We start from the raw sequence: 14,426 nt of genomic DNA on the forward strand, positions 1-14,426 counted from the left end.
GACTTTTTATTTTGGCTAGGTTATTACTAGCGGATAAGCAGTAATTAACGATTTAGTAAATTTTTGTGATAATATTATGGTTATGTCGTGAATGGGCTGTGGAATGTCACATTAAAGTATTTGATCGTTCATTTCCAATTCCTTATTTTATTAGAATGGAGCAATCCAATGAAAGCACTTATCTTTGAAAAATTTGGGGGACCGGACGTCTTACAATATAAAGAAATTCCTAATCCAATTCTAAAAGAGAATGAAATTTTAGTGAGAATGAAAGCAATTGGATTGAACTTTGCTGATATTTATAGAAGAAAGGGAAACTATCATCTAGCTGGTGAACCACCCTATATTTTAGGCTATGAAGGTTCCGGAATTGTTGAGCAAGTCAATGGAGAGATAACGGACATAAAGGCAGGGGATCGTGTTGCGTTTGCTGATGTTCCATTTGCGAATGCTGAACTTGTAGCGGTTCCTCGTGATAAAGTCATTTTTTTACCAGATGAGATTTCTTTCGAAACAGCTTCTGCCGTTTTATTGCAAGGATTGACTGCCCAATACTTGGCGAAAGATAGTTACAACATTAAACCGGGAACTAATATGCTAGTTCATGCGGCTGCGGGTGGGGTTGGTCAGAATCTTGTTCAAATCGGGAAACTTTTAGGTGCGCGCGTTATCGGTCTTACCTCTACCGCTGAAAAGTCAAAAGTTGCCTATGATGTAGGGGCGGATACTGTATTTTTATATGATGAGCGATGTGTTGAGAAAGTAAAGGAAACAACAAACGGTTTAGGTGTAGATGTAGTGTATGACTCTGTGGGTTCAACTTTAGAAGAGAGTTTTAAGGCTATTAAAATTGGTGGTACCGTTGTGTTTTTCGGCATGTCCGGCGGTGACCCAAGTCCTATAGATCCGCGTATGCTTATGGACACGTCTAAAACGCTGACTGGCGGAGACCTTTGGAACGTACTCAACTTCATTAGAAGAAAGAAATGTGCGATCTAAACAACTATTTGACTGGATTGTACAAGGTAAATTAACTATAAAAGAACCTACTCTATTTTCTTTAGAGGAAGGTGCAAAAGCTCATCAACTATTAGAAAATAGAAAAAGTGCTGGGAAGATTTTGTTGATTCCATAATAATTGTTATTTACAACGGGTCGCTTATCCCAATTAACTAAAACGCCATTTTTCTTGAAAGAAAAATGACGTTTTTTTGTCTCTGGCCCAGCCACTCATCATTCAATTAAATTGGGACAAGGAACCTGTCCCTATAGAATTACCAATGCATGTGAACCCAATTCTTTATAGCGTTGGAAAAAGAGATCCGCATCAATTGATTGATTGCCTTCTAAAGGATTCATCACTGTTACTTTTCCCTTCTTATATCCCGTTAACACCACTGCATGAAGATTGCGAAAAATTGGATGATTTTCATTTGTCCCATTGATGATCCAATTTCCATTTGTACGAGGTTTTTTTAAGTCAATCGTCACCCATATCAAAACTGGTACCCCAGATTCTACGTAGGATAATATTTCATCTCGTGGCGCTTCTGTTAAATCCATCGCCCGATAATTGCTGTTATGTTTAAAAAGTACACGATTGGCTGCTTCAACAATTGGTGGCGCATATACATAATAGCCACCAGTCTGTGATGACGGGTCACCTCCGTATGCTTCATTTGGATCTGGTCCAAATAATTGATTGCCTTTCTTTGTAACTTTACCACTTGGCATATATTTTTCAGCTAATTCCACTTTATCCGAAGTTATCCCATAATAGTTGAGGATTGCTGCTAATGATGTAATCTCACAACCGTGGGGTAGTTCGGGATTTTGCATTAAAATAGGGACGGAAAGAGGATTTTCTGATTGAACATTAAATGTTTGAACTTTAATTAATGGATTTTGTTTATCAAACACAAATGATTTCCGTGTTTGTTCCATCCACTCTCCAGTCTCTGTCACTCGATAGATGACGATATCATACGGGGATTTATCTTCCACCAAATCAAAATTTACAAATCCTTTGTCATTCACTAAGGAACTTGCGATTTTTTTCCCTGTATCGAAATCAAATAGTCCAACCGCCACATTTGAAACTTTCCGTTGACTCGTAAATTCAACCGCTTGAACAGTTAATGTATCGTAGTCAATGGATGCATAAATCTGGTCTTGATCCAAACTATTTTCAGTTTCAGTATTGCAAGCAACCAAAAGGGAAGAAAGGGAAATCGCAATCGCACATGTAAGTCTATTTGGTTGTATTTTCTTCAACATTCGCACATCCCTAGGTGATTTTTACACATTTCATTATACTATAGAAACAAACGAACTATTAGCGGTTAAAAAATGTTCGTCATAGCTCCAGTATATTATATAACAATAGGAAGCTTAACCTTATTATTGTTCATAATGACTACTACTATTCTTGAACTACTCCACTACTTGACCGACCATAAGAACCGGACCACTCGATCCAAGACAATGCCAATCATGATGCCTACTGAATATCGAATAAGATCCACCCAAAGAAAACCTTTGCCTAAAATTAAACCACCTAGCATTGTATGCCGAATCTGATTCATCCAATCTCCTTGATACAGTTGACTGAGTTCTATACCAAAACTAAATAAAAAACTAAACCACATTGAAGTAAGAAAACTGTTACGAACTAACAAGAAACGGAATCCAAAATAAACCATCATTGCCCACAAAATATCTCCCGCATTTTCCGCTACAAACAGCGGCAGTAGATCACTATATTTTCTAGAAGCGAGCCCTAATATAATGCTAAAAACAATTGCTATTAAATATGCAATCCTCATGACACTTATATAGGGAAGTTCATTTTTAGAACTCAAGTTGACTCACTCATTTCTACTGAATAATAAGATGAATTTTCATCACAAAATACCCCCCTAACTCTTGAAGTTCAAAAGGAAGGGGTACAGTTTCATTAAGTTAAATCATAACGCACGAATGATTTTTAATCTATTAAATATGTTGATAAAATCACCCCAATTTCGTATCAAACCACAATAATTTTCCCTGTTTACATTTTGGTATACGTGTTTGTAATCCCACTCTGGGTACTGTTTTAGAACTTGATCACCTGCAGCAAAAGCTTTGGCATCGGGAGGTCACTTGAAATAAGACTACTGTACCGTTAACTCGCGAAATGAAACCTTCAAATTACTTTCAGCATATTTGTCAATTTCCCAATCAATTTCGACATTTTTCTTTTTTATAAATAGGATGAAGTAAGTGCTGTACTCTATATCTATGATACAAGTGATCCGGGTTTGAAGAATTCGACAAGAATCTGCGTGATAAAGTCACATAAATACATATATCTCGTACGTTTCGACAGTTTTACTAACAGTGTTGCTATATACCTCTCTGTGGGAGTTTAATTTGATTAAACAATCACTACACAAGCGTTTCGGGAGAGTTGATGCTGTTGTTTAATTAAATTAAACCTCTTTCAAAGCTGATATTTGTCCAACTCCAACTGTTTAATCCTATTAAATTTTTGTTTCATAAGGAACATTTTGTTAAAATGGATATACGATAGAAGCGGGGTGTTGTTGATGAATGGACTGGGGGAACGTATTAAAAAACTTCGTATTGAAAAGAAGTTAACGTTAGCACAATTAGCTGGTGAGCGCCTCACAAAAGGAATGTTGAGCCTCATTGAAAATGGAAAAGCAAAGCCTTCCATGGAGAGTTTACATTACATCGCAGAACAACTAGGAGTAGACATCGTAGAATTGCTAAACGAAGGAAATGTGAAACAATTTCGCAAACTATTACTGGAGATCGAACAAGCCTATAAAGAAACCGCTAGTACATTTACCAAAGATGAGCTAGTCCAGTTAAATAAATTATTTCAACAACTAGATGATATTCGAGAACAACTACAAGGGAACACATACGAAGAAGTAAGATTATTAGATTTGCATACACGATTAAATCACCAACTTCATAATGTGCAAGATTTATCGGTTATGTATGATGTCATTACTGCTTACGAAAAAATTCATGTTTATCGACGAATTATTAGTTGCTATTCTTTTTTATGTGGGATGGCCTTTGAACGAAATGATTATATGATAGCTCTTCATTTTATGCAAGAGGCAGAACAGCGAGTTCAATCATATATTCATTTAATCGACCCTTTATCCACTTTAGATATGCATTATCAATTATCTGTTTTATACGCTGCTGTGGATGATAGTGAAAATACACAACACCATTTAGAACATGCCTTAGAAATCGCGCATAAAGAAAAAATTTATTATCGTATCGACGATTTTTATCGATTCATACTTCTCCAAGCCATTAGCCAAGGAGAGCAGGAAAAGAGTAAATATTACTTAACGAAACTAAAGCAACATGCGGACTTTACAGAAGATCCAGTTGTGAAACAATATTTAACTTTTTGTAAAGCTCATTACATCAACTTTATTGACAAGGAATATGAAAGAATTCCAAGGCTCGCAAAAGAAATAAATCACGATTTGACACAGGAACATGCACTTTTCGTTGCGAAGCTTTTCTGTATTGAAGAAACCTATGCGTTTTGGGCAAGGGGATATTATAAAGAAGCAATTGAATGCAGTAAAGAAATGAATATACCACCCAACGTTTATCACCCGATGGAGTTATCGCTCTTTTATCAATGTTTCGCAGTCCGCGCCTTATGTTTTGTTGAAGAAGGAGATAAAGAAGCGGCTAAAAGAGATATTGTTCAAGCCTATGATGGCGTGAAAAACTTTCCTAACACCATTTATAAAACCTATATCCACAACGCATACGGAAAAATACTATATGGCAGTAAGTAAGAAATGCAAGCCAGTGTGGTAAAAATACGTGATAACACCAAGCGTCAGGGTCAATTGTTGGATATTTGCTCAACATAGCTCATTCCGAAACGCCTAATCTGTAAACAGGAAATACAAGAAGAAAAACCGAGCAAATTTTTGCCCGGTTCTTTTTTGATTATGCTCTGGTTTGTTATTCTAAACTAAGTGTTAAGTATTCTTTGGTAGTTTGAAAGATTTTATAGGCTCCATAGTAATTAGGAGTTTATTGAGTGGATGAACGACATTACATTCAATTTTCTTACGAGACTTGTCGTTCATATCCTTGATGAACGACTTTTCACGAGATCTTTTCACTAGATTTGTCGTTCGTACCCTTGATGAACGACTTTCCAACCGATTTCCTCACTAGATTTGTCGTTCATAACCTTGATGAACGACTTTTCACGAGATCTTTTCACTAGATTTGTCGTTCGTACCCTTAATGAACGACTTTCCACCTGAATTTTCACGAAGAATTGCCGTTCATCACAGCCTAATTCTTTCCAGACCACTTAAAAACCTACAATATTATTAATATACTTTACTTCACAGACCCACTCACAAACTGTTGGTCTTTGTAGTACATGTTTTTTACTAATACATTTGGTCCCAAGCATTTGACAGCTGGACAATGACAGTTAAGGGATTTGGCTAAGTCAGTTTCAAGCCATTTATCGAAAATGTCAGGTAAATGATCTGTTTGAATATTTCCAAGGGCTGGTGTATCACCAAAGTCAGTCACAATGACGTCCCCTGTAAAGATATTAATATTTAATCGAGAGCGACCATCTGGATCGTTACGAACCGTTACATTTTTTGTGTCACGTAGGCGGTTTAATAACTCTTGATCTTCTGTTGACATGCTACATGGATAGAAGGGAAGTGTCCCGAACAGCATCCAAGTGTTTTCATCACGGATATCAAGTAAACGATGAATGGCTTTTCGCATTTCCTCTAACGATAAAGAAGTTAATGCGGAAGCGAAATCTGACGGGTACATTGGATGTATTTCATGCCTAGCACATTTCATCTCATCGACAATTTGATGATGTATATGTTCCAAATACGGAAGTGTCTTTTTGTTTAACATTGTCTCCGCCGATACCATTACACCGTTTTCAGAAAGCATACGAGAATTTTCAATCATGCGATCAAACAATGCTGAACGTTGATCGACAGTAGGTTTTCGTTCCATCATCGCAAAACCTGTTTCTACAAATTCTTCAACCGTCCCCCAGTTATGAGAAATATGAAGTACATCTAGATAAGGTGCGATATCTAAATAACGTTCGCCATCAATAGTTAAGTTCGAATTCATTTGCGTGCGAACTCCACGTTCATGGGCATATTTCAAAAGCGGTTTTACATAGTTTTCAACCGATTTTTTACTTAACATCGGTTCACCACCTGTAATGCTTAATGATCTAAGATGTGGGATTTCATCAAGGCGTTTAAGAATTATATCTAGTGGCAAGGCAGTTGGGTCCTTTGTTTGTAAAGTGTAACCAACCGCACAGTGTGCACATCGCATATTACATAAATTAGTTGTTGTAAATTCTACATTCGAGAGAGTTAACTTCCCAAATTGTTCGATATCTAAGTAAGACTCCCATGGGTCATAACTAGTAGTAATTTTTTCTAACGTATTCATTTATTATCTTCCTTTCCAACTACCAATTCTCTCATAGAAATAAATTTTCGGAAAGAACAAAATGCTACATGAAAGATTCATAGAGTGATTGCCTCCTTAAGAAAACGCAGCTTACCACTGTAAGCTGCGCTAAAATTAAGTTTAGATGTAGATATTTTCTTTTTTTTGCATAGAAGCAAAATATTTTTAATAACAACTCTAATAAACCGATATGATTAGGGAAGTGGTTCTAGTTATAAATCTGAACTTGTTATAAAACTGTTATTTTCACTGTAAAACGTATCTCCTAAACGATTATCAACAATCGTTTTACTTAACTCAATTTTGGAGAAGTTCACAGCCCGTACATTATAAAGAACTTTATCATTTCGAATCATACTGTCCGTCACATAAATTTCTGATTGGTTTTGGGCATATAAATCCGAGTGGAAACCATCTGTTAATTGTACGCCTTTCAACTCGATTGTAGACTCTAAATCCAACCAAATTTGCGATTGGACATGCTTTGAAATAAAGCTATCTTGAACTAATACCTCACTATGATTTTGTACGGAAATGGCATTACGGCACCCTTTGTATAGTTCGCTATCTCTCACAACTGCTGAACTATCATTGACGACAATCTGCGTGAGAATATGGTGGCTAATTTGGCCATCATAAAAGAAGAAATTCGAATTTTTTAACACCTTTACACCATAGGATTTTCCGTTAAAGATCCTGCATTGTTCAAGAGTTAAGGTCGACTTTTCGGTGATTTCAATTTGAACATTTTCACTTTCGTAAAACTTACAATTAACCCCTTTAACATTACAACGAGTATCTAAAATAAGACTTTTCCCATTATAAAGTTCACTATTTAGTAAGTTCATTTTTACATTTGCTTTCAGGGCAATATGGGCCATGTCATTGTTATACATTTTCGAACCGTCTACCTCTATCGTAGAGTTGGACATTCCTAAAATTGCATTACCGAAATTATACATAATTTCACTATCTATCACAGTCAATTGGCCACCTATGACAGAAAGAGCAGAATTCGATTGTTCTGTTATTTTACTTTCAACGATCGTACAATTCGCTTTTTTCTCGATATAAATCCCAACATGTTTTCCTTCTTTGACAAGACTATTTTTGACTGAACAGATAGATTCACCGGAAAGGAAAACTTGTGCGAGTTTGTGGGATTTCAACAATGTTTCATAAAAATTCACAATGGATTTATCATTCACTTGGATACCAAAGCTTTTCCCAGAGTATATGTGGCAATGCTCTAAATTTAAACGAGATCGTTTCGCTACTTGTATATTGGCATTTTCATGTTGGCTCACTTCAGAGTAAGAAAAATTCATTTCGGCATAATCACGTAGGGAAACCCCAACATCCGTTCCATGCTGGACGATACAATGACTTCCAACTAAAGAACTTCTCTGTACTAAAAGCTGGGGTTTTTTATGGTAACGAAGAGTAGTGTTCTCTAATGTAATATTCGATTCTTTTTTCGCGTAGATTCCGTGATCCTCTCCACGTTCAATAAGACTTCCTTGGTCGATGAAAGTCGAGTGATCCACATAAATTTGAGCATCAAGTTGATGATGCAAGTGAGCCTTTACTGAATGGACTAGTCCATTATTTTTTATCCAATATGCATATCGAGCCTCTGAAAATTGGCATTCTTCAATCGTTGCTTCAGAACCATCCACTTCAATATGCGCCTTCCCGTTGTTTTGGAACTTACAATGATGGAAAACCCCTGTACTCTGTTTTTGTAAAGTGATAGCGCGGTCAGCTGCATCTGTAATTTCGCAATGCGAAGCCGTAATTTTCCCTCCATTTACCGTAACTAAAACAGATGTATCCATTCCATCTAAATGACATTGCTCAAACTCCACTTCGCCCTCTACGTAAATATGAGTAATAGGGGAGATTGTTACATTACAGAATTTGACGGAAACAGACTTCGGAATCGTTAGTAAACCTTCAATTATGGTTTCGCCAACTTTACTACCACTAATCACAACACTTTTATGAAATTGTATTGACTCTTTATATATTTTTGGTGAAAGCTGAATGTGGCCACTTTTATTTAAATGATGCATGGCACGTTTCAATGTTTTTCCATTCGTAAAAAACATACTTAATAATCGCATAACAGGCATATGGACCCTCCTTACTTCGGGACAAGGGGACAGGTTCCTTGTCCCATACGTACTCCTATTTTTGATTAAAAAAGGAAATTTTAACCCTATTATGTAAAGATATTTATTTTTGGTTGGTGAATATTTTTGCACAAGGTTGGATTGTGTTACAGAATGATATGCGGTGGCAGTTGCTCGAAATGACGTAGGAAGGGTATGTACTTTTAGCTTATAAAGGAAAATCAACTCACTTTATGCGTCTAAATGAATCAAATCATTACCTTTAAGCTTCCATAAGGTTTCAAATAAGATTGGAAACCTCTCAAAACGAGAACAATATAAACTAACTCGCTAGCCAAACGTGTCTTGGAAGTTTACAATGAACGAGATAGTTTTGCAGAGTCTAGGAGGAATTTATTTTGAAAGAAACATTATTAAAAGTCTTATCAATGGATACAGTTGAAAGACAACAATTTATGAATCAACAAGGAACTCAATTAATAGAAGAAATGATTCTACATATTGGAAGCCCCGACACTGAATTAAGAGATCAACTTAATTATCGTGTATTTATTGAATTATTATCCTATGAGCTTTTAACAAAAGAACAGATGACGTTTCTTGTACAAACCCTGCAAGGAAATGACTATCTATATCAAAAAATTGGGGAAGTGGACACAGATTCAGTGTTCACACGATCATTTTCAGCGTTATGGTTGACGGCTTTAATTAATGTCGATAGCCAACTACACTTTTTACCTGATGACACTGCAAAAAACCTACTCGAAATCTGTGTACCGTATTTAACAAAAGAGAGAGATGTACGAGGCTTTGTCGGTGAAAAAGGGTGGGCACGCTCAATTGCTCATGGTGCAGATTTAGCAAGTGCGTTAATTTCACATCCACAATTTGAAATACGTCTATCCCCGATTCTCTTACAAGGCATTAAAGATAGTTTTTGGAAAGGAACGGTTTATGTAGACGATGAAGAGGAAAGACTTGTGGCAATCATTGATCAGTTAATTTCAAAAGAATTTCCAGAAGAGATATTAATTGAATGGGTAGAGCAAGTGTTTGATAAACTTCAATTCTATTTAATGGATGTCGGGTATACTCCTCAATACTTTAATGCGCGAACAAATACACTTCATTTTATGAAAACATTATACTTCACATTGAAATTCTCTCAACAAATGCCTCAATTAAAAGGCATTGTTTCAATATTTATTAGTAAATGGATGAAGTAAACCAATCGCGAGATGCTAGAAAGTGGGGACGTCATGAGAAAGCGATTCATCCGAGTTATATTATTTATCTTATTAGTTTTAGTTCTAGGTTATTTGGTTAATCTATATTTTGTTGAGTTTACTGGTGCTGGAAAAGATACTCCTGAAGAGGCTTTACCGACTAATCAAGAATACGAATGGATTAAAGGGCCTAATACGGAAAAGGAACAGCGCTATTTCTTTCTATCGAATGGTCAAAATTTTGGAACGACCCTTGTAAAGAAGAATGTTAAAGGGTGGAGTATTGAAGAGGAGGTAACTGCGAAAGTACCAAAAAAATTAGAAAGTAACACCATCGTGTCTGCATTATCTGACCAAAAAATACTATTTGGTCTCATTAAACAAAAAGGTACTATTGATGTGAACATCAACGGGAAACCAGCTTCATTAATCGGACTATCGAATTTGACAGAGGATGTACTGGATCTATATGATGTGAAAGGTTATAGCATTTGGTACATTGATTTAGAACAACTCGAAGGTAATGAAAGCTATTCTATCCAAGTACTTGATGAACACAAAAAGGTCATTAGCGAATTATCAATTTAAATTTGATTCGACTTTCTTCATTTATATTGTTGTTTTGAACAATAAGGTGATTTGAACAAGGTCATAATGATAACTTATCACAAAAGATAATATTAATGTAATTTACTTATGTATATAAATGATGTAAGATGAGAACTGGAGAAAAGAGCATAACAATCTTTTCAATGAATTATTAGGGGGAGAGTACATATGGCAAACTTACACAATAGCCGCGCTTCATTTGAAGTGAATGGTAAAACTTATAACTATTACCGTTTAGCTGCTCTTGAAGAAGCTGGCGTTGCAAATATTTCACGCCTTCCATACTCAATTAAAGTATTATTAGAATCTGTATTACGTCAATATGATAACTACGTAATTAAAGAAGAGCACGTAAACAATCTTGCAAAATTCGGTAATGGTGCAGATGCAGAAGCTGAAGTTCCATTCAAACCATCTCGTGTTGTATTACAAGACTTCACTGGTGTACCAGTAGTTGTTGACTTAGCTTCATTACGTTCAGCTATGAAAGAATTAGGTGGAGATCCAGACAAAATCAACCCAGCTATTCCAGTTGACCTTGTAATCGACCACTCTGTACAAGTTGATAAATACGGTAATGCATCTGCATTACAAACTAACATGGACCTTGAATTTGAACGTAACGCAGAACGTTACAACTTCTTAAAATGGGCTCAAACTGCATACGATAACTTCCGTGCTGTACCACCAGCTACAGGTATCGTTCACCAAGTAAACTTAGAGTATTTAGCTCCAGTTGTACACGTGAAAGAAAACGCTGATGGCACATTCGAAACATTCCCAGATTCAGTAGTAGGTACTGACTCACATACTACAATGATCAACGGTATCGGTGTACTTGGATGGGGTGTAGGTGGTATTGAAGCTGAAGCAGGTATGCTTGGTCAAGCATCATACTTCCCAATTCCAGAAGTAATCGGTGTTAAATTAACTGGTGATCTTCCAAACGGTGCTACTGCAATGGACTTATCTTTAAAAGTAACTCAAGTATTACGTCAACGTGGCGTAGTAGGTAAATTCGTTGAGTTCTTTGGTCCTGGTGTATCTAAATTACCATTAGCTGACCGTGCTACAATCTCAAACATGGCTCCTGAATATGGTGCAACATGTGGTTACTTCGCTATTGACGAAGAATCATTAAATTACATGCGTTTAACTGGTCGTGAAGAAGAGCACATCGAAGTTGTAGAAGCATACTTAAAAGCTAACAACATGTTCTTCGATCCATCATTAGAACCAGTTTACACTGATGTATTAGAAATTAAATTAGAGGACATCCAACCAAACCTTTCTGGTCCAAAACGTCCACAAGATTTAATTCCTCTTACTGACATGAAAGCTCGTTACCATGAAGCAGTAACTGCTCCAATGGGCGTACAAGGCTTTGGCTTAACAGAAGATGAATTCTCTAAAACATCAACAATTAAATTTGCTGATGGCGAATTAGAAATGCCTACAGGTGCTGTAGCAATCGCTGCTATTACATCTTGTACAAACACTTCTAACCCATACGTTCTTTTAGCTGCTGGTTTAGTTGCTAAAAAAGCTGTTGAAAAAGGAATCCAACCACCTGCATGGGTTAAAACTTCTTTAGCACCAGGTTCTAAAGTTGTTACTGGATACCTTGAAGAATCAGGATTACAATCATACCTTGATCAAATCGGATTCAACACTGTAGGTTACGGATGTACTACATGTATCGGTAACTCTGGTCCATTACTTCCAGAAATCGAAGAAGCAATTAAAGAAAAAGATTTATTTGTAACTTCAGTACTTTCTGGTAACCGTAACTTCGAAGGTCGTGTACATCCACTTGTAAAAGCTAACTACTTAGCATCACCACCACTTGTTGTTGCTTACGCATTAGCTGGTACAGTAGATATCGACCTACAAAAAGATTCTTTAGGTAAAGACAAAGATGGTAACGATGTATTCTTCGCTGACATCTGGCCTTCAACTGAAGAAGTAAATGCTGTATTAAACAAAGTTGTTACTCGTGAATTATTCCAAAAAGAATATGAAACAGTATTCACAGCTAACGAAAAATGGAATGCAATTGAAACATCAACTGAGTCTCTATACACATTTGATGAAAAATCAACTTACATCCAAAACCCACCATTCTTCCAAGGATTATCTAAAACTCCAGAACCAATCAAAGGTCTTGAAGGTTTACGTGTAATCGCGAAGTTCGGTGACTCAATTACAACTGACCACATTTCACCAGCTGGTGCAATTGGTAAAGATACACCTGCAGGTAAATACCTACAAGAAAATGGTGTAGCAATCCGTGACTTCAACTCTTACGGTTCTCGTCGTGGTAACCACGAAGTTATGATGCGTGGTACATTTGCAAACATCCGTATCCGTAACCAAGTTGCTCCTGGTACAGAAGGTGGATTCACTACTTACTGGCCAACAGGTGAAGTTGAGTACATTTACGATGCTTGTATGAAATACCAAGAAAACGGCACTGGCTTAGTAGTACTTGCTGGTAACGACTATGGTATGGGATCTTCTCGTGACTGGGCTGCTAAAGGTACATTCTTATTAGGTGTAAAAACAGTTATTGCTCAAAGTTACGAACGTATCCACCGTTCTAACCTTGTAATGATGGGTGTATTACCACTTCAATACTTACCAGGTGAAAGCGCTGAAACATTAGGATTAACTGGTAAAGAAGAAATCTCAGTAAATCTTACTGACGATGTAAAACCACGTGATATCTTAACTGTAACTGCAAAAGCTGAAGACGGAACTGTGAAAACATTCCAAGCTCTTGCTCGTTTCGATTCAGAAGTAGAAGTAGACTACTACCGTCACGGTGGTATCCTACAAATGGTACTTCGTTCAAAAGCTGCTGAGTAATTAGCGATATAAAGGCAAAGTCGAGAATTCGACTTTGCCTTATTTTTTTGCTTAAAAACGATAGATATACATATTACATGTGAGGAATGAAATTCAAAAAAGACAAGATCAAGCGAAGAATGAACTTCATCGAAGATATGAAGGTTATTTTTGAGACAGACTAGGTGATAAATGAACTTCAATTAGGGGATGAAGTTCAAAAAGAGATTTGCTCAGTTGTAAATTAAACTTCATCGGGGGTATGAAGATCATAATGAGACAAGATCAGATGAAAAACGAACTTCATTTAAGGGATGAAGTTCAAAAAGAGATAGGCTCAGTTGTAAATTAAACTTCATCAGGGGTATGAAGATCATTATGAGACAAGATCAGATGAAAAACGAACTTCATTTAGGGGATGAAGTTCAAAAAGAGATAGGCTCAGTTGTAAATTAAACTTCATCAGGGGTATGAAGATCATTATGAGACAACATCAGATGAAAAACGAACTTCATTTAGAGGATGAAGTTCAAAACATGACAAGAGCAAGCGTAAATTGAACTTCATAGAATTTATGAAGTTCAGTATGCATGATTGATGGCAGTAATTTGGGCTTCATTATAGGATAAAGTCTCTCAAAATGAATATCCTTTGTTTGCTATTAACACCAATTCGTCCGCATACGTCTGGAATTCAGCCACATCAGTTATCGTTTCGTTACTCACGTCTGGAATTCGTCCGTATAAGTCACGGTCTCGTCCGTTTACGCCAGAAATTGGTCCGCATAACTAGCCATTTTGTCCGTTCACCACAAGAATTCGTCCGTATAATCCATAGTTTCGTCCGCTCACGCTGGAATTGGACCGCATAATCCATAGTTTCGTTACTCACGTCTGGAATTCGTCCGTATAAGTCACGGTCTCGTCCGTTTACGCCAGAAATTGGTCCGCATAACTAGCCATTTTGTCCATTCACCAGATTAAGTCCATATAATTGTGTAAAAAGAAAAGAGTCATTTTATGCCCTCTTGGATACAATGTTTTCAACGACGATAAACATTAGAAAAGAGGAT

9 protein-coding genes and 1 pseudogene are annotated in these 14,426 nt (G+C 36.6%); 5 read left to right on the top strand and 5 right to left on the bottom strand.

Going from position 1 to position 14,426, the window contains the following annotated elements:
- The first annotated feature begins 168 nt into the window (after positions 1 to 168).
- A pseudogene (locus tag JOD29_RS15960) lies at positions 169 to 1,135 on the top strand (quinone oxidoreductase family protein).
- A gap of 131 nt (positions 1,136 to 1,266) precedes the next feature.
- On the opposite strand, the gene JOD29_RS15965 reads toward JOD29_RS15960, so the two are convergent.
- Both JOD29_RS15965 and JOD29_RS15970 read right to left on the bottom strand, forming a co-directional pair.
- Positions 1,267 to 2,274 (bottom strand): C39 family peptidase, encoded by a 1,008-nt coding sequence (locus JOD29_RS15965; protein WP_205101714.1) that lies wholly within the window; start codon positions 2,272 to 2,274, stop codon positions 1,267 to 1,269.
- A gap of 167 nt (positions 2,275 to 2,441) precedes the next feature.
- Entirely contained in the window at positions 2,442 to 2,861 is a 420-nt protein-coding gene (locus JOD29_RS15970; RefSeq protein ID WP_338088330.1) for a ribosomal maturation YjgA family protein, read from the bottom strand.
- A gap of 729 nt (positions 2,862 to 3,590) precedes the next feature.
- Here JOD29_RS15970 and JOD29_RS15975 point away from each other — a divergent pair.
- Positions 3,591 to 4,844: a helix-turn-helix domain-containing protein gene (locus tag JOD29_RS15975; RefSeq protein ID WP_124766458.1), complete on the top strand. Its 1,254-nt coding sequence runs from the start codon at positions 3,591 to 3,593 to the stop codon at positions 4,842 to 4,844.
- Positions 4,845 to 5,179: 335 nt separating this feature from the next.
- On the opposite strand, the gene JOD29_RS15980 is transcribed toward JOD29_RS15975, so the two are convergent.
- From JOD29_RS15980 to JOD29_RS15990, 3 genes are all read right to left on the bottom strand, one after another.
- Complete coding sequence (locus JOD29_RS15980) at positions 5,180 to 5,377, bottom strand: hypothetical protein (protein ID WP_124766459.1); 198 nt, start codon at positions 5,375 to 5,377, stop codon at positions 5,180 to 5,182.
- Between the two features lie 29 nt (positions 5,378 to 5,406).
- A complete protein-coding gene (yfkAB, locus tag JOD29_RS15985) occupies positions 5,407 to 6,516 on the bottom strand; it encodes a radical SAM/CxCxxxxC motif protein YfkAB (RefSeq protein WP_124766460.1) in 1,110 nt (369 codons plus the stop codon).
- Positions 6,517 to 6,749: 233 nt separating this feature from the next.
- Positions 6,750 to 8,672 (bottom strand): right-handed parallel beta-helix repeat-containing protein, encoded by a 1,923-nt coding sequence (locus JOD29_RS15990; protein ID WP_124766461.1) that lies wholly within the window; start codon positions 8,670 to 8,672, stop codon positions 6,750 to 6,752.
- A gap of 398 nt (positions 8,673 to 9,070) precedes the next feature.
- On the opposite strand from JOD29_RS15990, the gene JOD29_RS15995 reads away from it, so the two are divergent.
- The 3 genes from JOD29_RS15995 to acnA all read left to right on the top strand — a co-directional run bounded on the left by JOD29_RS15995 (position 9,071) and on the right by acnA (position 13,375).
- The gene (locus JOD29_RS15995; RefSeq protein WP_124766462.1) at positions 9,071 to 9,898 is read left to right on the top strand and encodes a DUF2785 domain-containing protein; all 828 of its coding nucleotides are present in this window, start codon (positions 9,071 to 9,073) and stop codon (positions 9,896 to 9,898) included.
- A gap of 33 nt (positions 9,899 to 9,931) precedes the next feature.
- Complete coding sequence (locus JOD29_RS16000) at positions 9,932 to 10,486, top strand: hypothetical protein (protein WP_124766463.1); 555 nt, start codon at positions 9,932 to 9,934, stop codon at positions 10,484 to 10,486.
- A gap of 189 nt (positions 10,487 to 10,675) precedes the next feature.
- Positions 10,676 to 13,375, top strand: a complete 2,700-nt coding sequence (gene acnA / locus JOD29_RS16005; RefSeq protein WP_124766464.1) for an aconitate hydratase AcnA — start codon at positions 10,676 to 10,678, stop codon at positions 13,373 to 13,375.
- Positions 13,376 to 14,426 lie beyond the last annotated feature (1,051 nt).

Source organism: Lysinibacillus composti (genome assembly GCF_016908465.1).
GTDB classification, from domain to species: domain Bacteria; phylum Bacillota; class Bacilli; order Bacillales_A; family Planococcaceae; genus Ureibacillus; species Ureibacillus composti_A.

Bases quoted from the DNA above. Each gene is read 5' to 3' on its own strand.
- JOD29_RS16000 (WP_124766463.1), top strand. From the start codon at position 9,932: ATGAGAAAGCGATTCATCCGAGTTATATTATTTATCTTATTAGTTTTA.
- acnA (WP_124766464.1), top strand. From the start codon at position 10,676: ATGGCAAACTTACACAATAGCCGCGCTTCATTTGAAGTGAATGGTAAA.
- yfkAB (WP_124766460.1), bottom strand. From the start codon at position 6,516: ATGAATACGTTAGAAAAAATTACTACTAGTTATGACCCATGGGAGTCT.
- JOD29_RS15990 (WP_124766461.1), bottom strand. From the start codon at position 8,672: ATGCCTGTTATGCGATTATTAAGTATGTTTTTTACGAATGGAAAAACA.
- JOD29_RS15975 (WP_124766458.1), top strand. From the start codon at position 3,591: ATGAATGGACTGGGGGAACGTATTAAAAAACTTCGTATTGAAAAGAAG.